Origin of the sequence: Bacillus sp. FSL R5-0422 (genome assembly GCF_038610765.1) — a bacterium.
Taxonomy (GTDB): Bacteria; Bacillota; Bacilli; order Bacillales; family Bacillaceae; genus Bacillus; species Bacillus pumilus_O.
The window spans coordinates 2,166,842-2,190,394 of sequence record NZ_CP152014.1 but is presented as its reverse complement, the minus strand read 5'-3'; the positions used below and the strand labels follow the sequence as shown (position 1 = coordinate 2,190,394).

The window sequence follows — 23,553 nt, the reverse complement described above, 5'->3', positions numbered from 1 at the left end:
CATGCATAAACAAATCCTATTTAAGCCACGATACGAACATAGGAGGGAATATGATGAATAAAATGATTTGGAGCATTGTGTTCACATTGTTTGCATTCGTTCTCGTGCAAAATCGTTATCGGCTCATGAATTTGATTTTAGGTCAAAATCAAGTGCGTCACTTTTTTATTAAGTGGCTGATGAAAATCCCATATTTTCGGACGAAATTTATTCGCCAAGCATTCTAATCCCGCAAACGCCGGGATTTTTTTGTTCAGAAATGCGGATTAGAACGATTCTTGTTATAATAATGTAAAAAATGGAGCGCGAATGAATGAATGTCATAGATAGTTTATTTTGGCGAGTTGTTGATGAATTAAGACAAAAAGGGTACGAGATGGTTCAAAGTCCGTATCCAGAAGATGAAATATTTTTCGAAGCACCACGAAACTCAGGATATGATCTTATCCGTCTATATAGAAAAGATGTGAATTTTAGACAGGAGATCGTTCGAGATATTGAAGAGCAGACGTATCGGATGAATCAACTGAGAGAGGCCATGCGTAAACGGTCTCTTCATCTCTTACAGCTCCAATTTACAGCTGACCACCCTGTAGATGATTGGCAGGACCTAAACGTTCAGCCGCAAAAACATGAAAAGGTGACCGTTACACCTGTATTACTGAATGCAGATACTCTTCAACACGACGTGAACGAGCTGCAAAAATGGCTCAATACATCGCTGAAAGTGGATGTAGAAGAGGCAAAAAGAGACGCAGCCGAAGATGTCATCCAGCTTAAAGTGAACGTACTTCAAGCATTTGATGATCAGGAAAAGCAGCGTGAACGAGAACGGGCCGTTTTTCAAAATGGCAGACCGATTTTTACCTACCTGCTCATCGCTGTTCAAGTGGTGATGTTTCTTTTACTTGAACTATTTGGCGGAAGTACCAATACGGCAACTTTAACAGCGTTTGGTGCTAAAAATAATGGGCTGATCTTAGAGGGAGAATGGTGGCGCCTGATGACACCAATGTTTTTGCACATTGGCTTGACACACTTACTCTTTAATACATTTGCTCTTTGGTCTGTAGGAGCGGCTGTGGAGAGAATTTATGGCTCATGGCGATTTTTGCTTATCTATTTCATTTCCGGCATTTTCGGTTCAATTGCGAGTTTTGTCTTTAATACCGCCATCGCAGCCGGTGCATCAGGTGCGATCTTTGGATGCTTAGGTGCACTATTATATTTGACAATCTCTAACCGCAAGCTCTTCTTTCGGACGATGGGGACAAATATTATTGTGATTATCCTCATCAATTTAGGAATCGGCTTTACCGTATCAGGTATTGATAACGCGGGGCACCTTGGCGGTCTGGTTGGCGGTTTTTTAGCTGCTTTAGCTGTCCGTCTCCCTAAACAGGTGCAGCCTGTCAAGATGTTTCTTGCTAGTATTGTACTACTGCTGATTGGTGGTTTTGGATTGTATACAGGGTTTCATTCAGACGATCAAAAGGAAGCAGCGGCAGTAAATGAGGCAGCAAGTCTATTTGACGATAAGAACTATAGCGAAGCAAGTAAGCGTCTAGAGGAATATGTACATCAAAAAGATGCATCAGCCGAGACTCTCCATATATATGCACTATCGGAAGCGCAGCTCGGACACCTTGACAAAGCGATTGGCTTTTTACAAAGGTCACTTAAAAAAGATCCAGATGATCCAAATAAACTGTATCATTTATCGTTGTTGTACGTAGAAAAAGGGGAGACAGCGAAAGCAGAAGATCTAATAGAAAAAGGATTAGACCAAGATCCAAAAAATGATCAATTGTTAAAGCTGAAACAATATATTGAAAACACGCAAACACATTGAATGACTTGACTGAAAGCGCATTTATGAATACGCTTATCCTATCTGTTGATGAAAAGAAATGGTGGAAACAATGAAAACGTTATATGATGTACAGCAGCTACTCATGAGATTTGGAAATTATGTGTATTTCGGAGATCGTGAACTGGAATTAGAATTTATGGCAGATGAACTAAAGGAAATGTATACATCGGGCATTATTGACCGAACCGAATGGTCAAACGCAATGACGATTCTTCAAATGGAACTAGCCAAATTAAATCGAAAAACAATGTGAAGGTGGAGGGCATATGATAGGGGATTGGTTTGTAGGGGTTGATCTTGGCGGTACGACAATTAAGCTTGCGTTCATTAATCTATATGGTGAAATTCAGCATAAGTGGGAGATTCCTACGGATAAATCAGGGCAGACGATCACAGTCGATATTGCCAAATCAATAGACCACAAATTGGTCGAAATCAGTATGCCCAAATCAGCACTGATTGGGATTGGAATGGGTGCACCTGGGCCTGTAGATAAAGTATCTGGGATTGTCTATAAAACAACGAATCTAGGCTGGACAAACTATCCACTCAAAGATCACCTAGAGGCAGAGACAGGACTTCCATCTGTCATCGAAAATGATGCGAATATTGCTGCGCTCGGCGAAATGTGGAAGGGTGCAGGCGATGGGGCAAAAAATATCCTAATGGTCACACTTGGTACAGGTGTTGGCGGCGGCATTATTGTAAATGGTGAAGTTGTTCAAGGTGAAACAGGGGCTGGCGGAGAAATTGGTCATATTTGTGCCGTTCCATTCCAAGGAGCACCATGTAACTGCGGAAGAACGGGCTGTATTGAAACGATTGCATCTGCGACTGGCATCGTCCGGCTTGCAAAGGATCAATTAGTCACAGAGCAGCATACCTCTTCACTTCGTACAGTCACGTCACTGACTGCAAAGGATGTGTTTCAGGCAGCTGAAAGTGGAGATGACCTTGCCATGCGTGTCGTAGAAGAAGTGACGACTCATCTTGGTCTTGTCTTAGCGAATCTTGCCAGTGCGTTAAACCCAACAAAAATTGTGATTGGCGGCGGTGTTTCAAAAGCAGGTGAGCTTCTTCGTAGTAAAGTAGAGAACGTTGTTAAATATCACGCATTTCCGCCTTGCGCTGATGATGTCGAAGTTGTGATTGCCTCACTTGGTAACGATGCAGGTGTCATCGGCGGTGCATGGATGGCAAAAAACAAATGGTTGTCTTAAACAAAAAAGTCATCATGATGTCATTTTTATTAAAATAAGCGATAGATGGGCATGAAATGAAATGTTTAGCATATTCATAAGTTTGTCATGAGGAAAAAGACATTGATTTTCCAGCACATACAGGATAAGATATAGTTTAGTTATTTTTGAAGAAGCACCAATAATTAGGGTGTATCCCTAGCTTGAGTGCTCGCTTAGCATAAGGAGGTTACAATGCGAAAGAAAAGATTAAAGGCGATTTCATTTTTACTGATTGCGACTTTGCTCATGTGGGTCAAAACCTATGTTATCTATAAATCTAGCTTCAATATTAAAATAGAAAATTTCATGCAGGAGTTTATCCTGTTTATTAACCCGCTTAGCTTTCTCTTGTTTATCTTCGGTATCGGTTTATTTATGAAAGAAAAAAATCGCAATCGATATATCATCGTCATGAGCTTTATTTTGACATTCATTTTGTTAGCTAACATTGTGTTTTATCGATTCTATAGTGATTTTCTAACCATCCCCGTCCTATTTCAAACAAACAATATGGGTGACCTCGGGTCAAGTATTACCTCTTTAATTGAACCAGTCGATTTATTGATGTTCGTGGATATCATCATTTTAATGTGGCTCTATAAAAAACAGCCTTCCTTTAGAACGGATATCACCATTTCACGAAAAGAACGAGCAGCGTATTATTTATTTGTGGCAGCCACTTTCTTCTTTAACCTAGGTTTGGCTGAAACAGAAAGACCGGAACTGCTCACCCGCTCATTTGACCGTGAGATGCTGGTGAAAAATATTAGCTTATATAATTTCCATATTTATGATGGCGTGTTGCAATCAAAGCAATCTGCTCAACGAGCCCTTGCTGACAGCAATAGCTTAACGGAAATAGAAAACTATGTAAGCGCAAATCAAACCGATCGTAATGAAAAGACGTTTGGTCAAGCTAAAGGACGAAATGTCATCCTTGTCTCACTTGAGTCTACTCAGAGCTTTGTGGTCAATGAAAAATTAAATGGGAAAGAAATTACCCCATTTCTAAACAAACTAATCAAGAAAAGTTACAACTTTACTAATTTCTATCATCAAACAGGTCAAGGAAAAACATCAGACTCGGAGTTTATTGTTGATAACTCTCTCTACCCACTTGGAAGAGGGGCTGTGTTCTTCACAAACCCAAGTAATGAATATACAGCGACACCTGAGCTGTTAAAGGATGAAGGGTACCATTCTTCTGTTATTCATGCGAATAACAAAAGTTTCTGGAACCGTGACCTCATCTACGATAGCTTTGGCTACGACAAGTTTTTTGATATTAAATCATTTGATGTGAATGAAGAGAACTCAGTTGGCTGGGGCTTGAAAGATGTTCCATTCTTTGAACAGTCAGCGGAATTGATGAAATCGATCCCGCAGCCGTTCTATACGAGATTGATTACATTAACGAATCACTTTCCATTTGATTTAGATGAAGAAGATAAGCTTATTGATGAATATGATTCTAAGAGCAAAACGTTAAACAAGTTCTTTCCGACAGTGCGATATCAAGATGAGGCGCTGAAGATTTTCTTTGAAAAAATGAAGGAAACAGGTTTGTACGAAAACTCCATCTTTGTTTTATATGGGGATCACTATGGAATTTCAGAAAACCATAACGAAGCAATGGGACAATTTTTAAATAAAGAGATTACGCCATTTGAAGAAGTACAGCTTCAAAAAGTGCCATTTGTTGTACACATTCCAGGGATCACAGATCAACATCCAAAAGAAATTGATACGGTAGGCGGACAAATTGATATTCGTCCAACTATACTCAATCTTTTAGGAGTCGATACAAGTAAACAAATTCAATTTGGCCATGATCTTTTATCAAAAGATAAGAATGATTTAACAGTGCTTCGTGATGGCAGCTTTATTACGAAGGACAGTGTTTTCACAGATGGTGTTTGCTACAATAAAAAAACGGGTGAGCCAAGAGATGATGAGACTGTTTGTCAATCTTATGAAGAGAAGGCAAAGCAAGAGCTCCAATTCTCTGATCAGATTATCTACGGGGATCTCCTTAGATTTTATGACCGGAACAACCCGGACCATTCTCCATCCAAAAAAGAAGATGAAACGAAGCTGAAAAAGGCGTCCTAACATATGAGAAAACCTCTGTTATTTTTACATGCAGAGGTTTTCTTTTTTTGTCTGGCAGTTCATATAGTATGGGAGGAGGGATGTAAATGAAGACAACATCGTTTGGGAAAATTGAATGGCAGCTGGATGAAGAGGAAAAGGATCATGTGGCAAAGCAGCTAGGGATAGGGAATGCGGCTTTCCATTTATCCAATCAAATAAGCACTGAGTATCTCCTTTTACCAGGATATCGACTTCCGGAAGGCATCCATTCATTTTCTTCCATAGGTGAGCTGCAGAAATTTATTGCGCCTTACAGGCTGCAGCAATCGGATGAATGGATCAATGGAACCTTTGAATATGATAGTGCTCAATTAGAAGAAGAGCTAAGCCGGTTGAAAGCCGCATTTCCTTTTCTTCAAATCAGTGTCATAGGTCATTCAGTACTTGATACACCTATTTATGAAATCCGAACAGAGCCTGTTCAGCATTTACATTCTATTCATTTGAATGCCTCTTTTCATGCAAATGAGTGGATCACGACGTCAGTTTTAATAAAATGGATGAAATCGCTTTGTTTAGCTGCATCTGACCCGGTACAAGCAAGACATCATGAAGCGATTCATATTTTGCGAACCACGGCTCTCTCCATCGTACCCATGGTCAATCCAGATGGTGTGGACCTCGTACGGAATGGTCCAGAGTCACTAGGTCTCAGCAGTGAAGAATTTACACCGCTACTTGGAAGATATGCTGATTACCAAGAATGGAAAGCAAATATAAGAGGGGTGGATTTGAACAATCAATTTCCTGCTTATTGGGAGATCGAATACTACCGCCATGAGACGAAGGCTCCGTCTAATCGAGGTTTTCCTGGATATCAGCCGCTAACAGAGCCAGAAGCGAAAGCGATGGCAAATCTAGCGTTACGAAAACGCTTTGACCGGCTTGTTGCTCTCCATACACAAGGAGAAGAGATATACTGGGGCTTTCTTGGTCATGAACCAGCCATCTCAAAAGAAACGGTCAAACGATTCGAGCAAGTAAGCGGCTATAAACCAGTTCAATATCTTGATAGCTATGCAGGCTATCGCGATTGGTTTATTTATCAATGTCACAATGAGGGCTATACAGTCGAGCTTGGCTTAGGAAAAAATCCTCTTTCCATGAATCAATTCGACACCATTTATGAGAAAACAAAGCGGTTGTTATGGGAAGCATGTAAGTGTTAAAAAAGCACCTGTCAGGTGCTTTTTTACATTTGAACATAAAGCAATTTCTTATTGTCAATAAAAATAATGATAGGGTAATTGACGAAGGCCACCTTGTGAGCTATTGTGAAAGGTGTGGATGTAAAAAAAAGGATATGTTTTTAGGGAGATGTCGATTATTGAGTGCTCAAAGCCTGTGGAAAAGGAATTTCACTTACTTATTTATGTCTAAAATGTGCAAAATAACAGCTGATAGTTTATCTTTCAACACCATCTTGTGGCTTTTAGTACTAGGCGGAAAAGGGGCAATTGGAACAGCCTTTTTTATTGCGGTCAGCTTTGTTCCGCAAGCAATTGTTGGGCCGCTAATTACCCCAATGATGAAGCCACATCAACTGAAATTTTGGATGTGTTTTGCTGATTTAACTAGAGGAGCAATCATTCTTGTGATCGTCATCAGTTACTTTTATGGTTTTACGCCATTAGCACTTGTTATTGGCTGTATGCTGCTTCATTCGGCAACTGGTGGCTCCTATGAACCGGCCTCTGTATCCATTATTCCAAAGCTTGTCCATGAGGACCTCATACAAAAAGCGAATGCAACCATCCAATCAGCAAGTCATGTAGTCAGGCTTGTGACGGTTACGGTTTGTGGGGTCATGATTGCGTTTGTAGGAGTAGGATATACAATGCTCGTGATCATTCCTCTTTATCTCTTGTCCGCTTTACTCGTAGTCATCATTACATATGAAACAGAAATCATCATCGATCAAGCCAAAAAAGGGCTATCATACGGAAAAAGATTGATTCGAGGATTTTCACTTGTGAGAAAACATCATATTTTGTTTCCATTGGCGTTTTTTTGTGTTTGTTCGAACTTTGCTGCCGCACCATGGGAAGCATTGTCTGTTATTTATTTAACAGAGGATTTACATAGTGGACCCGTGATCTATTCATTGATTAAAGTCACAACGGCACTAGGTGCATTCTTGATGGGGTTTGTTTTGACAAAGGTAAAAGTGAACCGGTATGGGCTGCTGTTTATAGGTGCCGGGATTGTTGACGGAATTTCGTTCTTTATCACAGGCATGAACGCATTTTTACCACTTGTATTTATATCAGCTTTTGCATTAGGTGCCGCCATCAGTGCAGTCAACGTGCCTGAACATACAATGATTCAATTGTCAGTAAAAGCAGAGGATCAGCCGCAAGTGTATGCAATTATCAATATGATTTCCTTCTTCATGATCCCATTAGGCGCTCTCATTGGCGGCTATATGGCAACACAATTTGGGTCTGGCTATGTTATAGCGGCTGGCGGCATCATTGAAGCTGTGTCAGGGATATGCCTGCTGCTATTCACAAAGATTGGGAAGATAGAGAGGTCGGATTTGACGATAGAACGAGACAAACCTTCTTTAAATGCAACGTGAGCGTGGCATGATGGATTGTGAATAGGTTACAATGAGGACGAGAAAACATGAGGAATTCAATAGAAAGGGGCAATAAACATGGCCATAGCAGATGTCACGATCATTCCAATTGGTACTGAAACACCAAGTGTCAGTGCTTATGTAGCAGATGTACAAAGAATTTTAGAAGGTTTTCAAAAAGAAGGGAAAATCAATTATCAATTAACACCAATGAATACGTTAATTGAAGGTGAGCTACCCGTTTTATTTGAAGTCATTCAGCGCATTCATGAAGCACCTTTTGAAAAGGGATTGCACCGCGTAGCGACCAATATTCGCATAGATGACAGGCGGGATCAAACCACAACGCTTACAAGCAAAATAGAAAGCGTGAATAAGCATTTGAATCAATAAAAAAAGCCTGCTCTATGCAGGCTTTCAGCATGTAGATAAACCCTCGCATTCTTTGTCAGGTCTGCGCTCCGATGCTCACGAATGTCAAATTCGCTCCGCTTTGGTACTCGCCCTTTCTAGACTGCAAAGGTTTTCATATCACGCTGAAAAGAAGACAAAGAGCTAAAATAAAAACCATTTTAGCCCTTTGTCAATCATTTAAAAAGCCTGCAAATAGCAGGCTTTTAATGTGCAGTTGGATAACCGCTATAGATGATGGTCATGACAGTAAACCAGCCAAAAACCAAAAATGTTGCGCCAGCAAAAGCGATGGCAAGTACATTCACTTTTTTTAGTGAACGATAGATCCCGAGTGCAGCTAAAATCGTGACTAGACCAAAAATAATGACGAGCATCATGTGAAAGTCCCCCTTTGTCATCAATCCCCTTGATTTCCTTTCTTTTCATTTTAACCGTTTTCATAAAGCTTGTCGAGTAGATTCCAGTTGACGATTGTTTGAATTTTTATTGTGTAGCCTTCATAATAAAAAAGAATGAATAAAGTAGGTGATGAAAATGAATTGGAGAAGAATGCCACTAGGCTATGTACAAGCGAATGCGTATATTTGGAAAAATGAGCACGGAGAATGCTTAATCTTTGATCCAGGCGGTGAAGCACAAAAGCTGATTTCATATGTAAAACAGAAACAGCTCACACCGCTTGCTGTCTTACTGACACATGCTCATTTTGATCATATCGGTGCAGCGGATGAGGTGCGCGCAGAGTGGGGAGTACCACTTTATGTACACGAGAATGAAAAAGAATGGCTCACGAACGCTGAATTAAACGGTTCAGCTCGATTGATTGGGAATGGAATAACGGTTAAAGAAGCTGAAAAATTAATTACGTCAGAAGGAACTCTTCAAATTGGATCGTTTACATTAGAGATGTTCCACACTCCTGGGCATTCGCCAGGCAGTGTATCTTACTATTCGGCGGAAGAAGGATTTGTGATTTCTGGTGACACGCTATTTGAAGGCGGCATCGGGAGAACAGATTTAGTAGGGGGCAGTCAAGAAGTGCTGCTTCAATCAATTCATAACAAATTATTGTCATTACCAGAATCAACTCTTGTTTTAAGTGGACATGGCGGTGAAACGACTGTACTCACGGAGCAGGAACAAAATCCATTTATCAATGGTTTTTCTCTTTAAATGTATGAAAAAAAGCATCTCTTTTATAGAGATGCTCAGCGTGTAGACAAACCCTCGCATTCTTTGTCAGTCCTGCGCGCTGGTGCTCACGAATGTCAAATTCACTCCGCGCCAGTGCTCGTCCTTCCTAGACTTCAAAGGTTTTCTATCACGCTGAAAAGAAGACAAAGGGCTAAAATAAAGTTCATTTTAGCCCTTTGTCAACAATCTGAGCATCTCTTTTATAGAGATGCTTTTTTCAATTAATGTCCGGTACCGGGAACCATGATGAAAATCGAATAATATGTAAATCCGGCAAAGAAAATCGTCAAGTACGCTCCGAAAATGTAAATATACATTCTTTCGGATAAATTCAAGTAGGATAAAAATACAAAAAGAACGGTTTGACCGAAGAACAGCAACGATGCATCTTTCATATGCCCTAAATAGAACATGACAGCAAAAATACCCGTCCAAAAGCCAAGCACGCGGAACATGCGATTCATTTCTTTCCCTCCCCTTAAAAAAACCCCTTTGATTCATATTATAGCTGATCACCACTTGTTATGTAAACATTTACATTTTTGACAACGTGTGAACATTTATTTTACAAGTAGAAAAAATTTTTTTGAAAAAGTGATCAAAACGTGTTTATGCTGAAATACATGAGGGTACTTACTCCATAAGAGAAAAGGTTAACGACCTAAGGAGGAAGACTAATGAGTGACATTACTTTTTATTCATACCCGAGCTGCACGTCTTGCCGTAAAACAAAACATTGGCTAAAGGCGAATCAAATTGATTTTAAAGAGCGTCACCTTTTCAGAGAAACGCCAACCCTAGAAGAATTAAAAAAGATCCTTTCCTTAACAACAGAAGGAATGGATGAAATTTTAGCCACACGAAGCCAGGCTTTTAAAAGCTTAAATTTAAATATTAATGATTTAAAAGTAAACGAGGTTCTTCAACTTCTCATTGAAAAACCAAAACTGCTTCGAAGACCAATTATCATTGATGGAAATAAATTGGTAGTAGGGTATAATCCCGGAGAACTCATGAAATTATCAAAAAAGAAAGCGATTCATCAATCAGTTTCCTAATAAAAACGAAGATCAGCTGAAACATTGTTCAGCCGTCTTCGTTTTTGTGCTGACTGGGCTAGCTGGGTTCGAACCAACGATCACGGAGTCAAAGTCCATTGCCTTACCACTTGGCTATAGCCCAATATCAAATGTGTAATGATATTGTTCACCATCTACGGTCATTTATACATAAAAGTTGTATGTCACGAGTTTTAAGTGAAAAAGGAGCGGAAGAAGTAAATGAAGAATGAAAAATCTAAGCAATTATATGAATTTATCCTAAAAGAAGCCCCTGTCATGACCGAAGAATGGCTAAAGACAAGAACAGAAGAAGGCTCATTATATTCTAAGCATGCTTCAGAGGAAACGGAAAAGAGGCTGAAGGAACAGAACACAGCATTTATTCAAACCATTGCAGCAACACTTGTGACGCTGTCAGATAAAGTAGAAAACCATTTGAAAAAGTGGTCTGTTGATATCGCCCGTGATCGAGCAGTGCATGAGGTGCCGTTATATGAAATCATTGGACAATTTAAGATCTTCCGCCACATTTTCTGTTCGAGAATCGAGACATTCACCCAAGAAACAGAGCTTGAAGTGACCTTGCAAGACGTGTGTCAGTGGAATCAGCACTTTCACGCCACATTTGATGATATGATTGAGCGTTTATCAGAAGAATATGACCGCGTGACACTCAGTCAGCTGAATGCACAAAGAGAGATGATTCAAGAGCTGAGTGCTCCTGTTATTCCAGTATCAAAGGAAATCGGGATTTTGCCACTGATCGGAGAAATCGATACGTACCGGGCCAAAATCATTCTGGAATCCGTGCTAGAACAGGCTTCAAGACTTCGTCTAACGCATTTATTTATTGACATATCTGGCGTACCGATCGTTGATACGATGGTTGCTTATCAGCTGTTTAAAGTGGTGGATAGCGCGAAGTTACTTGGAATTGAGACGATTATATCAGGGATTCGCCCAGAGATCGCTCAAACTGTAGTGAAACTCGGCATTGATTTCTCAAAAGTAAATACTGAACACAGCCTTGCAAAAGCGTTAGAAAAAAGAGGATTTCGTATCTTTGAAGAGCAGCAACAAGAAGCAACATGATCAAAAAACCTGTACTTGTAAAAGTCAGGTTTTTTTATATGCACTTTTTTTAAAAACCACGTTTTCCATCGCAAGCTGATGATTTTTTCGTTTGATTAGGCGTTAAAAAGTAAAATTGCACTTTTGTCAGACAGATTCCTCCGACTTACAATATGGTCAGAGAAGGGAGTGAACCATTTGTATGGGATTGAATATTTAGGACAAGAGCTGCTAGAAGAAGCATGCCGAATGAGAGCATCTGATGTGCACATTGTTCCAAAGGAAAAGGAAGCGTCGGTATCTTTCCGCGTAGACTCAGACTTAATTCAGCAAAGAACTATTGATAAAAAAAGCGGCGAGCGACTCATTGCTCATTTTAAATTTGTATCTTCTATGGATATTGGGGAAAAAAGGAGACCTCAAAATGGATCACTAGCTGTGATGCTAAGAAGCGGCCAGGTGTTTATTCGAATGTCTACCTTACCAACTGTAAATGATGAGAGTTTAGTGATTAGAATATTGCCACAGGATCATGTTCCGAAAATAAAACATCTGTCACTATTTCCGAAAGCCTCCACCAGATTATTATCGTTTTTGAATCATTCGCATGGGCTGATTTTATTTACCGGTCCAACCAATTCAGGGAAAACAACAACCCTCTATTCATTGATCCAGTTTGCAAAAAAGAATTTCAATCGAAATATTATTACACTTGAAGATCCAGTAGAAACAAGAAATGAAGAAGTGTTACAGGTTCAAGTAAATGAAAAAGCCGGCATCACATATGCCGCAGGATTACGTGCTATTTTAAGGCATGATCCAGATATGATTGTGCTAGGAGAAATAAGAGATGCTGAAACGGCCCGAACGGCAATTAGAGCAGCGCTGACAGGCCATTTAGTGATGAGTACACTCCATGCAAAAAATGCAAAAGGAGCTCTTTATCGTATGCTTGAATTTGGTGTCACAATGAATGAACTTGAACAAACAATGGTGGCGATTGCTGCGCAGCGATTAATTGATCTCACCTGTCCTTTTTGCGGAGAAACATGTCAGCTTTACTGTAAATTAAATCGACCGGTCAGACGAACAAATGTATTTGAACTGCTGTTCGGAAAAGAGCTTGGTGAGTGTATTAAGGAGGCAAAAGGAGAATATGCTCACTCGTCATATGAAACACTGCAAAGATTAATTCGTAAAGGAGTGGCACTTGGCTATTTATCGAAAAACACCTATCATCGCTGGGTTTATGAAGAAGCAAGCCTCTAAAGCGTGGTCTAAAAAGGATCAAGCGGAATGTCTATCAAAACTTTCTCAATTGATTCAGGCTGGATATACATTGATTGAGGCATTAACAATGGTGAATATTCAGTTGTCGAATAAACAGCAGCAACAATTAACACAGGGCATTCAGTGGTTGCTCGAAGGGGAGCCTTTTTATATTGTGCTAGAAAAACTCCAATTTCAGCGGGAAGTCATCGCCATTTTAAGTTTTTCCGAAAAGCATGGCAGTCTAGCAACAGCACTTGAACAAAGCGCACGGTTTTTAGAGAAAAAAATCAAACAGACAGACATGTTTAAACGCATGTTACGTTACCCGATTTTCCTCATCTTTACGGTTTTGATCGTGCTCATTCTTGTTCAGCAAATGATCATTCCTCAATTTTCTCTCTTGTACTCCTCGATGGACACCCGAATGTCATGGTTGATTCAAGGTATGTTTGGACTTTTCCAATTGTTGCATGTATCTCTCCTTCTCATCGGCTGTGCGTGTATTTGTCTGACTGGATACTATACGTTCTTTTTTAGGAAAAAATCCACCCTTGAGAAGCTGAGAGTACTCAGCAGATTTCCTTTTTTATATAAAGGAATGCGGCTCATGCATACGTACCTTTTCTCTCTACAGTTAAGCGGACTGCTTCAGGCTGGATTATCGATGTACGAGAGCTTGCTAGCTTTTAAGCAGCAAAGCTACTTACCCTTTCTTCAAGAAATATCAGTACAGATGATTGAAGAGTTAAGAAAAGGAGAGAGCATGGCATATCAAGTGAGCATTTCTCCATTTTTTGAAAAACATTTTGCAGCTGTCATCGAGCATGGTGAAGCGAGCGGAATGCTTGCAAGAGAAATGTACACGTACAGCCAATTTCTATTAGAGAATGCAGAGCTAAAAATTGAAAAATGGGTGTCGTGGCTACAGCCGGTTATCTATGGACTGACGGCAATTCTAATACTCATTGTGTATTTATCTATTCTTTTACCAATGTATCAACTGATGGAGCAAGTGTAAGAAGGAGGACAAAGACATGAATGATAAAGGATTTACTCTGTTAGAAATGTTAATTGTCATGCTTGTGATTTCAATTCTTTTACTTATTACCATTCCGAATATCACTCGTCATCATCAAACGATTCAAGCAAAGGGCTGTGAAGGGCTTAAATCAATGGTAAGCACACAGGTGATGGCATATGAATTAGAGCACGATGGCAGAACACCATCTTTAGCTGAATTAGAAAAAGAAGGCTATGTCAAAAAGGGATTAACGTGTCCTAATGGAAAAGCGATTGTCATTCAAAACGGCCATGTGAAGCATGAATAAATTAATTTTTCATGAGAAGGGTTTTACCCTCATAGAACAGCTAATGATCGTACTGGTTTTATCGATTCTAATGTTGATCATTGGAGTGAAAATCCCAAATGTAATAGAAGGCGCTGAAGCGAAAAGACAAGTGAACATCATGAAACAGGATTTTCAATTGGCTGCTTATACTGCATTTGTCAAAAAAACACGTGTGTATGTGGAATTCTATCTGCCACATGTATCGTATCAAGTAATCGATCAAAAGGATGGTGAAGTCATTGCTTCTTTTCAGCATCAAAAAGGAAGCATTAAGGCTTCTACATTTCCACAAGGTATCTATTTTAATGTTAACGGACATCCAAGCAGCGGCGGGTCTCTTATCATTCAATTTGGCAGTCAAACGTATAAGCTCACGATCTATTTAGGAAGCGGGCGAATCCATGTTCAAAAGAAATAGAGGGTTTAGTACGATTGAAACGCTGTTTGCTTGTCATATTTTCCTATTTGTAGCCATTGTGCTCATGCCAGCCTATGAAAAAATCATGTTAGGGAAAAAGGAAGTAAGAGCCAAACTTGAAGCTTACCAAATTTTGCATGAACAGATGAATGAATCGTTCATAGATGGTACAAAATCTTCTGTCAAAAAGAAGCGAGGCGACATCACATATGTATTCAATTGGGGTAAAGAGAAGGGATGTGTATCATACAACTTACACAAAAAGCAGACCATATGCTTTCATCAGGCTGATGAACGGTGAACAAGGTTTTACGCTTGTCCAGGCTCTATGGCAATTGCAGCTATTTTTGTTCCTTTCTTTTGGCTGTGTCCTGCTCTTTTCAACAGCTACGAAAGCTCATCCTTTTGAAGAGATGAACCGATTTTCACAAATGGAGTGGAAACAGACTGTCCTGCAATTAGATGAAGAATTAAGCCGAGCAACGGCTATTCGATCGGTGCAAGGAGGTAAAGCGTTAGAATATGTATCTGATCAAGGGCGAGTCGTAACGATTGAGCCATATCAAGAGATGCTTCGAAAGCGAATGGATCAGGCAGGCCATCTTCCTTTATTACAAAAGGTGAAAGAATGTCGCGTGAGGACTAATCAGCATAGGGCTATTCTTAAAGTTACAGATGAATCTGGTAAGGTGTATGAAGCCATTTTTTTCATATATAAAGGAGTGGTTCCTACATTATGAAAAGGGAAGGAGGATTTATTTATCCGCAAGTACTGGCTGCGATTCTATTTTTTCTTTTGATCCTAGGGGCGATGACGATTGGGTTTCAAAAAGAGTTGAGAAGTGCAGAGCTGACGATTTCGTTTTATAAAAAACAGCAGCTTTTCAGGGTGGGGGTGAGTGAAGCTGTCCGTACATTACATCATTTGTGTGAAAAGCAGCATACCCCTATTGACACTGAAGAAGGCCGAGTGACATTAAAGCAGGTGACATGTGATCAAAAGAAAAATCGTATCAGCATGTTAGTTAGTGTGAAAACAAAAGATGGTTTATCAGATGAACGGGAACTCGTGCTGGATGGGCAGACCGGTGAAATCATGAGATGGGCAAACCGTGAATAGTCAGTGTATAAAATGATCCTCTTCCTGGTAACACTTGAAGAAAGAAGAGGTGAATGTGCTTGAAAACCAATGACTATGTAAAATATATGACGCAGGAAATCATTAAATATATGAATACACCGCGAGACGAACGGAAGGAACATAAACAAGAGAAATTGCAAACGAAACCGCCATTTTCACAGCGTTTATTTGGGGTTCTGCCGTTTGGATTTTCAATGATGCTAAAAAAACGTAAACGACATCGTCAAAAGTAAAAAGCCGCCAGCAGGCGGTTTTTTTATGCCTCTTTAGCTATATTCTTCTACAACAATCACTTTATTGACCTTGTTTGAGTAAGGGTTATAAGAAATAGTGACATATACCCCAAATTCTTTGGTGTGGTCTTTTAACGTAATATGATACTGTTTCACAGATTCCTTCTCACGATGACGGTCCCATACTTTTTGTTTGAATAAGACTTGCGTTAGCGGATATCGTTTCTTTGCTTCTTTGACTGCCCGTGTTTCCCATTGATCTGCTGCGGCAAGGAAACCTCTCGCATCCGCAGGATTGGCGTCTAGTATCATAGGACCAAATAGTAAACTGAGCATGATTATCAGCTTTCCATATTTCACTTCACATCACCTCATCTACTATTATTGTGACCAAATGCTGCACTTTTATGTAAATTTTTAAGAAGTACAAATGTCACACAAAAAAATATTGAATACGGCGAAAGAATGAGAAAATGGAAGAAATTTCTCGTAATCATTCTTGTTTAAGAACAAAATGGACTAATTTGACGTTTTGGATTTTATAGGTATTTCCTTATACTGTATGTAATCGTTCTTTTTAAAGAACAATCGTTCAAGGAGTTGGAGAATGAATGAAACAGTCGCTCTTTGTACTCTTTTGTGCCATTTTTTTGATCTTCACGTCTCTCTTGATCTCAACAACGAACGCTTCTTTTAACGATGTTGAGTACTCAAACTTTGTCATGAAAACATGTGAAAATTTTGAACAAACGGATCAGCATTGTCAGCCTATCAAATGGGATAGAAGTGATTTGGAATTCATCGATCAAACAATGATCAAAGGAACAGTCTGCGCACCTCAAAGCTTGAGCATCACATTAAAAAATAGTGGACAACCTATTGCACACTCTGAATGGAATTGGGAATTACATAAAGTGAAAAGTGAGCAGAAGCCGTTACAAGATGGTCATATTCTTGAAAAAGGCTCTATACAGTCCCTTCTTTCACAAGAAACAACCACTGTCACGACAGATAAAGCAAAAACGAATGGAATTTATGCGTTTAAAATCTATTATCCTAAAGGTTTTGAAGGATCTGAAGAGGCATTTATATGGTCTAAAACTATGCAGCTCGCAAAGTGTCCAGAAAAGGTATCTTAAATGGAGCTGTCTTTGAAATGAAATAATGATAGGTAAAGGGGAGAAGAGGTCATGAAAAAATGGATGAAGATGTCAGGAAGTATTCTTTATGTGGTGGTATTCACGGTGATGATTGCATGTATTATTGTCGTATTGTCATCAAGAACGACAGGAGGAGATCCTCAAATTTTCGGTTATCAATTCAAGCAAGTATTATCTGGCTCAATGGAACCGGAATTTTCGACTGGCTCACTCATTGTCGTAAAAGAAGTGACTTCACCGGAGTCGCTTAAAAAAGGAGATATTATCACGTTTCAAACGAAGCAGGACCAGTCATATGTGACCCACCGAATTGTTGGGGTGAAAGGCAAGGGATTAAATAAAGCCTTTGAGACGAAAGGTGATCAGAATATGTATCAGGACGGCACACTAGTAAAAGCGGATCAGGTGAGTGCGCAGTATACGGGTGTGAACATTCCTTATGCAGGAAAGCTTCTTTCGTATGCAGGAACTTCGGCTGGAACCGCGTTGCTGCTCATTATACCAGGTGTGATGCTGCTCGTTTATTCAACTCTTCATTTTGTGGGAGCTGCAAAACATCGAAGACACACGGCTGATTTACAGATGTCAGAGGAACAAGCTTAAATTTTCGTTTGTAACCTAATTAGGTTTCAATAAAACAATTTATTAGGGGGTTCATTCATGGCAAAGAAAAGGTCAATTCGTTTAGGTGTATTATCAGGGGCTTTAGGCCTGGCATTAATCGGTGGGGGGACATGGGCGGCGTTTAATGATATAGAAACGGCAAATGCGGTCTACTCCACAGGAGAGCTAGATTTATCTGCAAAAGAGAACTCCGGCGCCATCAACCTTTCAAACTTAAAACCTGGTGATCGCATCAAGAAGGAATTTAATTTTGAAAATAAAGGATCACTTGCGATCAATCAAGTGCTGATGAGTCTTGATTACAGCCAGTATCAGGATGGAGCTTCCGCGAAAAATGGCGGTAAGAATACAGCTGAAGAATTTCTTAGTCAGTTTCAGGTGAGTGTTCTAACGGTTGGAGCCGAAGGTGGAAATGGTTATCCGAAAAATATTATCTTAGACGCTGCAAACCTGCTTGATTTGCATCAACTAACGGCAAAACAGGATCAGACCGCATTTGAAAAGCTTCGTCATGCCGTTGATGAGAAGTTTTTACATGAAAGTGGGAAGATTAATGTAGCAACTGTTGATGGAACAGTGGCTCCAGAGTATGACGGTATTCCAAAGAACCCGTTTGATTACGATAAAATGGAAATGATCATTGAATTTGTCAATGACCAGACGAAGGATAAAGATGGTCACTATATCCAAAATAAATACCAAGGCGATGCGATTCAAATTGATCTTTCCTTCGAAGCGACTCAGTGGAATGGTTTAACGATCAATCCCAAAAAGCATACGGATGAAAAAGGCTACGTGAAAGAAAACGAAAAAGCACACAGCGAAGATAAAAAATAAAGCCAGTCTTTAGGCTGATATCAAGTTCTGCATAGCAATTGGAGGAGTATGCGCTAAAATGTGCGCTTTACTCCTCTTCTTGCTTTTTTCTCCAGATTTGATAATCTAAAAATTCACGAAATTGCTTTTTCGAAACCCCTGATGTCATTGCATCTCGAACTAGTTTTTCCCATTCACTATCTAATTGACCATCGTATTCGGTTTCATCTTTTTCGTGTAACAGTGTATGAACCGAGACGTCCAGAACAGCGGAGACTTTTTCAAGAAATTGAATGGAGGGGTTTGTTTGCAAGTTTCTTTCTATTGAGCTTAAATAAGACTTCGCTACCCCAGCCTTTTCGGCCAGTTCTGATAGTGAGTAGCCTTTTTCATTGCGGTATTGTTTAATACGCTGGCCAATCAATGTCATCACCTTCCTTTCGATATTATAGCACATTCAGAAAGGTTTGATAGAATGACTTCTTACCAGAGGGTGAGACTCAGAGGACTTTTCACTTGATTTGAGGAATTGACGGACTTCTTCAACTGTTAGCCCTGCTTTACGAGCTTCAAGTAATAATTGAACCCATTCACTGTCTAATATGTTCGTTTTCTTTTCCATACAAATACCCTCCTAAAATACTGAATCATGTATTTCAGGCACTTAACGCATGAAATGGAAAGACACAGGTGGTAAGACCTCATAGTTTGCTTGCGTCATTTTTCCGCCCAATACAAACAGACAAACGTTGCTTTTGGCTGATCGAAAATTGTACGTCACATGAAAGGAGGGGACCTATAGGTCAGCCTCCTCTTTTTTGCTGTAAGTAAAAAAGTCCGCCATTTTCAATCGTAAGACTGATTTTTGGTTCATATAAAGTTTTGAGTGCTTGTCTTTCTATTTCATATTCTACAGACGTGTCTGAAGTCCCTTCATAAAATTGGTTTAAAAGTTCAGTGTCTTCTTTCCATTTTTGAACAGCTCTTACCGCCCAATCATCTGGTTCTTCATGGGCGTAATGCTCCATTAAACTGTAGAGCCGTTTGACTCCGCTTTCTGGCTTAATCATCGTACTCATCGTAAAGCAATAATCGGGAATTTGAGATGACAGCTCACGGGTTTCCAGCTTTTCTTGAAATTGTTCAACAACTTCTCCGCGTATTAGATGAAGTCCTAGTGACAAAAGCTTATCCTTCTTTCGATCTGCGAGATAAGAAATTTTCACATTGAGACCAAGCCAAGGCTCGAGTGCAATCTGGTTCTTCATGAGCGGAGTAACTCGTTCATAGAGACGGATAAATCGGCCTTGCTGTTTGACAGCTTCAAAAATCTGAAATAAACGAGGGGAGCCGAAGTGGATAAATTCACCCTCAATCGTATCGCCCACTTTTTTTTGATCGGTGATGAGGGTCAATTGCCGCGGCTCTGGAACACCACCAGTTTTTTCGAGCCAGTGCCAATAAAAAGGGCGGTTCATAATCAATTTATCCATATCGACGGTCAGCTGTACGGTCATATGTCCTGCACTTTCTTCTAGTATGTCGCACTGATTTGCCTGAAAGAAACGAAGAAGAAAGGTATGTATGTCACGCTGCTCCATTGGTCAACTCTCCTTTATGAGCCTTGCTGTCTTTTTTCTAAAAGGGGTGTTTTGGCTTCTGTTAAATAGGAAGCAAACTGGGTTAATTTCTTTTTCATGTCACCGTCTGATTCGTGCTGAAAAAGAATCTGATGCAGCTTTGTTTCGGCATCTTTGATATCGATTCGCGTTAAAATATCATCTAGATCGCCAATGACGTTTTCGAACAGTTGAATTTTTTCGTATAAAAGTTTTAAGACGTGTTCCTCAACGGTACCGTTTGTTGCCATGTTGTAAATATGGACATCCCGTTCTTGTCCAAGGCGGTGGATACGCCCAATCCGCTGTTCTAGACGCATCGGGTTCCACGGAAGATCGTAGTTGATGATTTGATTACAAAACTGAAGATTGATTCCTTCGCCGCCTGCTTCTGTAGCAATTAACACTTGTGCCCGTTCTCTAAATAAATCTTTCATCCAATCCTTTTTGCCCCGTTTAAAGCCGCCACGAAAAGGAACGGAGCTTATGCCATTTTGCTGAAGAAACCATTGTAAATAAATTTGTGTCGCGCGGTATTCGGTGAAAATAATGACCTTTTCATTTAACTGCTGAATAAGCTTGACGACTTCAAGTGCCTTTGTGTTTTGCTGCACTTCATTGATTTTCTCCATAATTTGCGCTATTGCAGAGGATCCAAGAATATGTGTTTCATCTTCCTGCATTTTTTTAATTGTCATATAGACCGCCTCGCGGCTTGAACAGCATTCTCGTTCCAAAGTCATGATGGAAAACATGTGTTTAGTATAGGACGGGTTCTCTTTCAGCTTACAGATTTCATCATATAATGCTTGTTCCGTTGGAGAGAAATCAATGGAAATCGTTTTGACATGCCGTTTTGTCCACTCGATGCCTGTGTCTTGTCTTCGGTTACGAATCATCACTTTATTCACTAGCTGTTTTAAACGGTCATGGTCTTCTAGCTGTAAATCCTTTTTGGCAAAGACATCTTTAAACTGATGTTCATTCCCTAGGTGACCTGGCTTCAGAAGGGAGACAAGATTAAATATTTCTCCAATACGGTTTTGGATAGGCGTCGCTGTCAGCAACAAACAAAATTTCTTATTTAGATTTCTTACAAATTCATAGTTTTTCGTTTTATTGTTTTTCAGTTTGTGTGCTTCATCAATAATGACCATATCGTAGGCAATGGATAAAATAGTGTCTCGGTGCGGCTGTCTTTTGGCTGTATCAATGGAGGAAACCACGACGTCACACTGCTCCCACACGTAGCTCTTTTTTTGTTCGACAGCATCAATATAAAATTTTGTCCGCAGCTCCTGTACCCATTGAGATACGAGAGAGGCGGGGACGAGTATGAGAATTTTCTTGGCAAGTCCACGAATCATATATTCTTTGATAATCAGTCCTGCTTCTACGGTTTTTCCAAGTCCCACTTCATCTGCTAAAATGGCTTTTCCGTTCATCTCTTCTACGACTCTTCTGGCTACTTCAAGCTGATGTTTTAAAGGCGTGAATGCAGGTAGATGGGCAGGAGCTTGCAGTCCTTCAAATGAATCAATGGCTGTGACTTTTTGGATCTGCGCCGCTAAACGGTACATTTCCCAGTTTGCCCAGGGGCCGTCTGCTGCTAGCCGCTGCTGAAATTCACTTGCCCAATCCTGATCAAAAATCGTTTGAATATTCAATGTGGTCGCCTGCCTTTCTAGTAGGTTGAGGATAAAATTGTTCTGTATTTAAACGCTTCATTTTTTAAGAGGTCTTGAAAAGACTAGATATTTGAATAAAAGCGAACGATAATGAATGGTTTTTTAAGAAATGTTAATGATTTTTTTATTGCTCTTCATCCGTTTCTAATGGTAGGATGTTGGTAAGTGATCTAGAAAATAAGTCACCCATTTTGATAGTATGTCCAATAAATGTGAAGAATATGAGCGGATGATGGTATGGGGAGAGACTTGGCGGTTATTTAGCACTGGCAGGCGCCGAAGGAGCAAGCTGAATCGTTTCAGTGAATCTCTCAGGCAAAAGTACTCTTACCGGACGCAACTCTGGAGAGTGTTTGCTCATCGTTTTTTAGCAAACCACCAAAGGGGAAAACGCACAATGATGTTGTGCTGTAAACTTTCAGGTGCAAGGACAGAGACTTCTTTTTGATAAAAGGGAGCGCTCTGTCCTTTTTTGCTGTAATTTTTTTCTGAAAATTCAGCTTGTGATCTGCACTGAAAGAAAAAAGGGGGAAACGATTGATGTTGAAACGAACACCGCTTTTTCATGCGTATGAAACGTTTGGCGCAAAAACCATTGACTTCGGGGGCTGGGAATTACCTGTCCAATTTTCTTCCATTAAAGAAGAGCACGAAGCTGTTCGAACAAAGGCAGGGCTTTTTGATGTGTCTCACATGGGTGAGGTGGAAATCAAAGGTCGAGACGCCCTTCCTTTTTTACAAAGGTTATTAACCAATGATGTGTCTAAGCTGACAGACGGTAAGGCACTATATACAGCCATGTGCTATGAAGATGGCGGGACAGTGGATGATCTGCTCGTCTACCAAAAAGAAGAGAACGATTATTTGCTTGTTATTAATGCATCTAATATCGAAAAAGATGTGGAATGGCTGCTTCAGCACCAAGGTGAGAACGACGTATTGATTCAGAATGTCTCGGATGAAATCGCCTTGCTTGCCCTTCAAGGACCTATTGCCGCTGACATCATGAAAGATGTAGCGGATGAAGAAGTGACATCGCTCAAGCCATTTACATTTTTCTCAAAAGCTGAAGTTGCTCAAAAAGAGGTGCTTGTTTCAAGAACGGGCTACACTGGAGAAGACGGCTTTGAAATTTACTGTCAGTCAGAAGATGCGGTCCACATTTGGTCGGCTTTATTAAAAGTTGGCGCACCAAAAGGGTTAATACCGTGTGGGCTTGGTGCACGAGACACCTTGAGATTTGAAGCAAGACTTCCGCTTTATGGCCAGGAGCTAACAAAAGATATCTCTCCATTAGAAGGCGGGATTGGCTTTGCGGTCAAAACGGATAAAGAAGCCAATTTTATTGGCAAAGAAGCGCTCAAGAAGCAAAAAGAAGAAGGGCCGAAGCGAAAGCTTGTCGGCATTGAAATGATAGATAAAGGGATTCCGCGCACAGACTATCCGGTCTTTTCAGGAGAAAAGCAGATTGGCGTAGTCACAACGGGCACACAATCCCCAACATTAAAGAAAAATGTCGGGATTGCTATAATCGAATCTTCTCAGGCGCAGCTTGGAACAGTGGTAGAAGTACAAGTTCGCAAAAAACGTCTAAAAGCGAAAATCGTCGCAACACCATTTTATAAAAGAGCCAAATAACGAGGG

General features: G+C 40.1%; 30 protein-coding genes, 1 tRNA gene and 1 riboswitch. Of the genes, 23 read left to right on the top strand and 8 right to left on the bottom strand.

All coding sequences use genetic code 11. The features are described 5' to 3' along the window. The first annotated feature begins 53 nt into the window (after nt 1–53). The 8 genes from MKX52_RS11175 (at nt 54) to MKX52_RS11140 (ending at nt 8,242) form a co-directional block, all read left to right on the top strand. Nucleotides 54–227: a hypothetical protein gene (locus MKX52_RS11175; RefSeq protein WP_017367602.1), complete on the top strand. Its 174-nt coding sequence runs from the start codon at nt 54–56 to the stop codon at nt 225–227. An 86-nt stretch (nt 228–313) separates the two neighbouring features. Beyond that, on the top strand, nt 314–1,852 hold the full coding sequence (locus MKX52_RS11170; RefSeq protein ID WP_342490709.1) for a rhomboid family intramembrane serine protease: 1,539 nt from the start codon (nt 314–316) through the stop codon (nt 1,850–1,852). Nucleotides 1,853–1,922: 70 nt separating this feature from the next. Next, complete coding sequence (locus MKX52_RS11165) at nt 1,923–2,126, top strand: YqgQ family protein (RefSeq protein WP_041815728.1); 204 nt, start codon at nt 1,923–1,925, stop codon at nt 2,124–2,126. Nucleotides 2,127–2,139: 13 nt separating this feature from the next. Next, the gene (locus tag MKX52_RS11160) at nt 2,140–3,093 is read left to right on the top strand and encodes an ROK family glucokinase (RefSeq protein ID WP_342490708.1); all 954 of its coding nucleotides are present in this window, start codon (nt 2,140–2,142) and stop codon (nt 3,091–3,093) included. A 213-nt stretch (nt 3,094–3,306) separates the two neighbouring features. Then, nucleotides 3,307–5,226 carry an LTA synthase family protein gene (locus MKX52_RS11155; RefSeq protein ID WP_217015116.1) on the top strand — a complete coding sequence of 640 codons (1,920 nt, stop codon included), beginning with the start codon at nt 3,307–3,309 and terminating at the stop codon, nt 5,224–5,226. Between the two features lie 86 nt (nt 5,227–5,312). Next, nucleotides 5,313–6,437: a M14 family metallocarboxypeptidase gene (locus tag MKX52_RS11150; RefSeq protein ID WP_151020013.1), complete on the top strand. Its 1,125-nt coding sequence runs from the start codon at nt 5,313–5,315 to the stop codon at nt 6,435–6,437. A gap of 158 nt (nt 6,438–6,595) precedes the next feature. Continuing rightward, the gene (locus MKX52_RS11145) at nt 6,596–7,849 is read left to right on the top strand and encodes an MFS transporter (protein WP_342490707.1); all 1,254 of its coding nucleotides are present in this window, start codon (nt 6,596–6,598) and stop codon (nt 7,847–7,849) included. A gap of 78 nt (nt 7,850–7,927) precedes the next feature. After that, nucleotides 7,928–8,242, top strand: coding sequence for an MTH1187 family thiamine-binding protein (locus tag MKX52_RS11140; protein WP_088000368.1), 315 nt, complete (start codon nt 7,928–7,930; stop codon nt 8,240–8,242). Between the two features lie 224 nt (nt 8,243–8,466). On the opposite strand, the gene MKX52_RS11135 is transcribed toward MKX52_RS11140, so the two are convergent. Then, nucleotides 8,467–8,640, bottom strand: coding sequence for a DUF2759 domain-containing protein (locus MKX52_RS11135; RefSeq protein WP_003217333.1), 174 nt, complete (start codon nt 8,638–8,640; stop codon nt 8,467–8,469). A gap of 157 nt (nt 8,641–8,797) precedes the next feature. On the opposite strand from MKX52_RS11135, the gene MKX52_RS11130 reads away from it, so the two are divergent. Further along, entirely contained in the window at nt 8,798–9,436 is a 639-nt protein-coding gene (locus MKX52_RS11130) for an MBL fold metallo-hydrolase (RefSeq protein ID WP_251184271.1), read from the top strand. 242 nt (nt 9,437–9,678) lie between these two features. Here the strand turns inward: MKX52_RS11130 and MKX52_RS11125 are convergent, their stop codons facing one another. Next, nucleotides 9,679–9,921, bottom strand: coding sequence for a DUF2626 domain-containing protein (locus MKX52_RS11125; RefSeq protein WP_003217440.1), 243 nt, complete (start codon nt 9,919–9,921; stop codon nt 9,679–9,681). A 213-nt stretch (nt 9,922–10,134) separates the two neighbouring features. On the opposite strand from MKX52_RS11125, the gene MKX52_RS11120 reads away from it, so the two are divergent. After that, nucleotides 10,135–10,515, top strand: a complete 381-nt coding sequence (locus MKX52_RS11120) for a Spx/MgsR family RNA polymerase-binding regulatory protein (protein ID WP_003217382.1) — start codon at nt 10,135–10,137, stop codon at nt 10,513–10,515. 53 nt (nt 10,516–10,568) lie between these two features. Here MKX52_RS11120 and MKX52_RS11115 read toward each other — a convergent pair. Then, nucleotides 10,569–10,639: transfer RNA gene (locus tag MKX52_RS11115), tRNA-Gln, on the bottom strand. 98 nt (nt 10,640–10,737) lie between these two features. On the opposite strand from MKX52_RS11115, the gene MKX52_RS11110 reads away from it, so the two are divergent. The 9 genes from MKX52_RS11110 (at nt 10,738) to MKX52_RS11070 (ending at nt 16,002) form a co-directional block, all read left to right on the top strand. Further along, the gene (locus tag MKX52_RS11110) at nt 10,738–11,610 is read left to right on the top strand and encodes an STAS domain-containing protein (protein ID WP_342490706.1); all 873 of its coding nucleotides are present in this window, start codon (nt 10,738–10,740) and stop codon (nt 11,608–11,610) included. Nucleotides 11,611–11,787: 177 nt separating this feature from the next. Continuing rightward, nucleotides 11,788–12,858 (top strand): competence type IV pilus ATPase ComGA, encoded by a 1,071-nt coding sequence (comGA, locus tag MKX52_RS11105; RefSeq protein ID WP_088000364.1) that lies wholly within the window; start codon nt 11,788–11,790, stop codon nt 12,856–12,858. Then, a complete protein-coding gene (gene comGB, locus MKX52_RS11100; protein ID WP_342490705.1) occupies nt 12,800–13,879 on the top strand; it encodes a competence type IV pilus assembly protein ComGB in 1,080 nt (359 codons plus the stop codon). The genes comGA and comGB overlap by 59 nt, the downstream gene beginning before the upstream one ends. Nucleotides 13,880–13,895: 16 nt before the next feature. After that, nucleotides 13,896–14,189, top strand: coding sequence for a competence type IV pilus major pilin ComGC (gene comGC / locus MKX52_RS11095; protein ID WP_012010565.1), 294 nt, complete (start codon nt 13,896–13,898; stop codon nt 14,187–14,189). After that, nucleotides 14,182–14,628: a competence type IV pilus minor pilin ComGD gene (gene comGD, locus MKX52_RS11090; protein WP_342490704.1), complete on the top strand. Its 447-nt coding sequence runs from the start codon at nt 14,182–14,184 to the stop codon at nt 14,626–14,628. The genes comGC and comGD overlap by 8 nt, the downstream gene beginning before the upstream one ends. Continuing rightward, nucleotides 14,612–14,929, top strand: a complete 318-nt coding sequence (gene comGE / locus MKX52_RS11085) for a competence type IV pilus minor pilin ComGE (protein ID WP_012010563.1) — start codon at nt 14,612–14,614, stop codon at nt 14,927–14,929. The genes comGD and comGE overlap by 17 nt, the downstream gene beginning before the upstream one ends. Continuing rightward, nucleotides 14,868–15,368 (top strand): competence type IV pilus minor pilin ComGF, encoded by a 501-nt coding sequence (gene comGF / locus MKX52_RS11080; RefSeq protein WP_342490703.1) that lies wholly within the window; start codon nt 14,868–14,870, stop codon nt 15,366–15,368. The genes comGE and comGF overlap by 62 nt, the downstream gene beginning before the upstream one ends. After that, complete coding sequence (gene comGG, locus MKX52_RS11075; RefSeq protein ID WP_342490702.1) at nt 15,365–15,748, top strand: competence type IV pilus minor pilin ComGG; 384 nt, start codon at nt 15,365–15,367, stop codon at nt 15,746–15,748. Before comGF ends, comGG begins: the two co-directional genes overlap by 4 nt. A 59-nt stretch (nt 15,749–15,807) precedes the next feature. Then, a complete protein-coding gene (locus tag MKX52_RS11070; protein ID WP_012010560.1) occupies nt 15,808–16,002 on the top strand; it encodes a YqzE family protein in 195 nt (64 codons plus the stop codon). Nucleotides 16,003–16,035: 33 nt separating this feature from the next. On the opposite strand, the gene MKX52_RS11065 is transcribed toward MKX52_RS11070, so the two are convergent. Then, nucleotides 16,036–16,314, bottom strand: coding sequence for a DUF3889 domain-containing protein (locus MKX52_RS11065; RefSeq protein ID WP_061827416.1), 279 nt, complete (start codon nt 16,312–16,314; stop codon nt 16,036–16,038). Between the two features lie 299 nt (nt 16,315–16,613). On the opposite strand from MKX52_RS11065, the gene tapA reads away from it, so the two are divergent. From tapA to MKX52_RS11050, 3 genes are read left to right on the top strand one after another with little or no spacing between them, the layout of a single operon-like run. Continuing rightward, on the top strand, nt 16,614–17,141 hold the full coding sequence (gene tapA, locus MKX52_RS11060) for an amyloid fiber anchoring/assembly protein TapA (protein ID WP_342490701.1): 528 nt from the start codon (nt 16,614–16,616) through the stop codon (nt 17,139–17,141). A 51-nt stretch (nt 17,142–17,192) separates the two neighbouring features. Next, entirely contained in the window at nt 17,193–17,765 is a 573-nt protein-coding gene (locus tag MKX52_RS11055) for a signal peptidase I (RefSeq protein WP_342490700.1), read from the top strand. 57 nt (nt 17,766–17,822) lie between these two features. Further along, nucleotides 17,823–18,623 carry a TasA family protein gene (locus MKX52_RS11050; RefSeq protein ID WP_119125106.1) on the top strand — a complete coding sequence of 267 codons (801 nt, stop codon included), beginning with the start codon at nt 17,823–17,825 and terminating at the stop codon, nt 18,621–18,623. Nucleotides 18,624–18,690: 67 nt separating this feature from the next. Here the strand turns inward: MKX52_RS11050 and sinR are convergent, their stop codons facing one another. The 4 genes from sinR to MKX52_RS11030 all read right to left on the bottom strand — a co-directional run bounded on the left by sinR (nt 18,691) and on the right by MKX52_RS11030 (nt 21,888). Then, entirely contained in the window at nt 18,691–19,026 is a 336-nt protein-coding gene (gene sinR, locus MKX52_RS11045; RefSeq protein ID WP_012010555.1) for a transcriptional regulator SinR, read from the bottom strand. 33 nt (nt 19,027–19,059) lie between these two features. After that, on the bottom strand, nt 19,060–19,224 hold the full coding sequence (locus tag MKX52_RS11040; RefSeq protein WP_003217357.1) for an anti-repressor SinI family protein: 165 nt from the start codon (nt 19,222–19,224) through the stop codon (nt 19,060–19,062). Between the two features lie 181 nt (nt 19,225–19,405). Continuing rightward, entirely contained in the window at nt 19,406–20,203 is a 798-nt protein-coding gene (locus MKX52_RS11035) for a YqhG family protein (RefSeq protein ID WP_151020941.1), read from the bottom strand. Nucleotides 20,204–20,217: 14 nt separating this feature from the next. Next, nucleotides 20,218–21,888, bottom strand: coding sequence for an SNF2-related protein (locus MKX52_RS11030; RefSeq protein ID WP_342490699.1), 1,671 nt, complete (start codon nt 21,886–21,888; stop codon nt 20,218–20,220). 250 nt (nt 21,889–22,138) lie between these two features. Further along, a riboswitch (glycine riboswitch) is annotated at nt 22,139–22,246 on the top strand. 203 nt (nt 22,247–22,449) lie between these two features. Between MKX52_RS11030 and gcvT the strand changes: the two genes are divergently transcribed. Next, a complete protein-coding gene (gene gcvT / locus MKX52_RS11025; protein ID WP_342490698.1) occupies nt 22,450–23,547 on the top strand; it encodes a glycine cleavage system aminomethyltransferase GcvT in 1,098 nt (365 codons plus the stop codon). Nucleotides 23,548–23,553: the final 6 nt, after the last annotated feature.

Excerpts from the sequence above, each read along its gene's own strand:
- MKX52_RS11175 (WP_017367602.1), top strand. The coding sequence starts at position 54 with ATGAATAAAATGATTTGGAGCATTGTGTTCACATTGTTTGCATTCGTT.
- MKX52_RS11170 (WP_342490709.1), top strand. The coding sequence starts at position 314 with ATGAATGTCATAGATAGTTTATTTTGGCGAGTTGTTGATGAATTAAGA.
- MKX52_RS11165 (WP_041815728.1), top strand. The coding sequence starts at position 1,923 with ATGAAAACGTTATATGATGTACAGCAGCTACTCATGAGATTTGGAAAT.
- MKX52_RS11160 (WP_342490708.1), top strand. The coding sequence starts at position 2,140 with ATGATAGGGGATTGGTTTGTAGGGGTTGATCTTGGCGGTACGACAATT.
- MKX52_RS11155 (WP_217015116.1), top strand. The coding sequence starts at position 3,307 with ATGCGAAAGAAAAGATTAAAGGCGATTTCATTTTTACTGATTGCGACT.
- MKX52_RS11150 (WP_151020013.1), top strand. The coding sequence starts at position 5,313 with ATGAAGACAACATCGTTTGGGAAAATTGAATGGCAGCTGGATGAAGAG.
- MKX52_RS11140 (WP_088000368.1), top strand. The coding sequence starts at position 7,928 with ATGGCCATAGCAGATGTCACGATCATTCCAATTGGTACTGAAACACCA.
- MKX52_RS11135 (WP_003217333.1), bottom strand. The coding sequence starts at position 8,640 with ATGATGCTCGTCATTATTTTTGGTCTAGTCACGATTTTAGCTGCACTC.
- MKX52_RS11130 (WP_251184271.1), top strand. The coding sequence starts at position 8,798 with ATGAATTGGAGAAGAATGCCACTAGGCTATGTACAAGCGAATGCGTAT.
- MKX52_RS11125 (WP_003217440.1), bottom strand. The coding sequence starts at position 9,921 with ATGAATCGCATGTTCCGCGTGCTTGGCTTTTGGACGGGTATTTTTGCT.
- MKX52_RS11120 (WP_003217382.1), top strand. The coding sequence starts at position 10,135 with ATGAGTGACATTACTTTTTATTCATACCCGAGCTGCACGTCTTGCCGT.
- MKX52_RS11110 (WP_342490706.1), top strand. The coding sequence starts at position 10,738 with ATGAAGAATGAAAAATCTAAGCAATTATATGAATTTATCCTAAAAGAA.
- comGC (WP_012010565.1), top strand. The coding sequence starts at position 13,896 with ATGAATGATAAAGGATTTACTCTGTTAGAAATGTTAATTGTCATGCTT.
- comGD (WP_342490704.1), top strand. The coding sequence starts at position 14,182 with ATGAATAAATTAATTTTTCATGAGAAGGGTTTTACCCTCATAGAACAG.
- comGE (WP_012010563.1), top strand. The coding sequence starts at position 14,612 with ATGTTCAAAAGAAATAGAGGGTTTAGTACGATTGAAACGCTGTTTGCT.
- comGG (WP_342490702.1), top strand. The coding sequence starts at position 15,365 with ATGAAAAGGGAAGGAGGATTTATTTATCCGCAAGTACTGGCTGCGATT.
- MKX52_RS11065 (WP_061827416.1), bottom strand. The coding sequence starts at position 16,314 with ATGATACTAGACGCCAATCCTGCGGATGCGAGAGGTTTCCTTGCCGCA.
- tapA (WP_342490701.1), top strand. The coding sequence starts at position 16,614 with ATGAAACAGTCGCTCTTTGTACTCTTTTGTGCCATTTTTTTGATCTTC.
- MKX52_RS11055 (WP_342490700.1), top strand. The coding sequence starts at position 17,193 with ATGAAAAAATGGATGAAGATGTCAGGAAGTATTCTTTATGTGGTGGTA.
- MKX52_RS11050 (WP_119125106.1), top strand. The coding sequence starts at position 17,823 with ATGGCAAAGAAAAGGTCAATTCGTTTAGGTGTATTATCAGGGGCTTTA.
- MKX52_RS11040 (WP_003217357.1), bottom strand. The coding sequence starts at position 19,224 with ATGGAAAAGAAAACGAACATATTAGACAGTGAATGGGTTCAATTATTA.
- MKX52_RS11035 (WP_151020941.1), bottom strand. The coding sequence starts at position 20,203 with ATGGAGCAGCGTGACATACATACCTTTCTTCTTCGTTTCTTTCAGGCA.
- gcvT (WP_342490698.1), top strand. The coding sequence starts at position 22,450 with ATGTTGAAACGAACACCGCTTTTTCATGCGTATGAAACGTTTGGCGCA.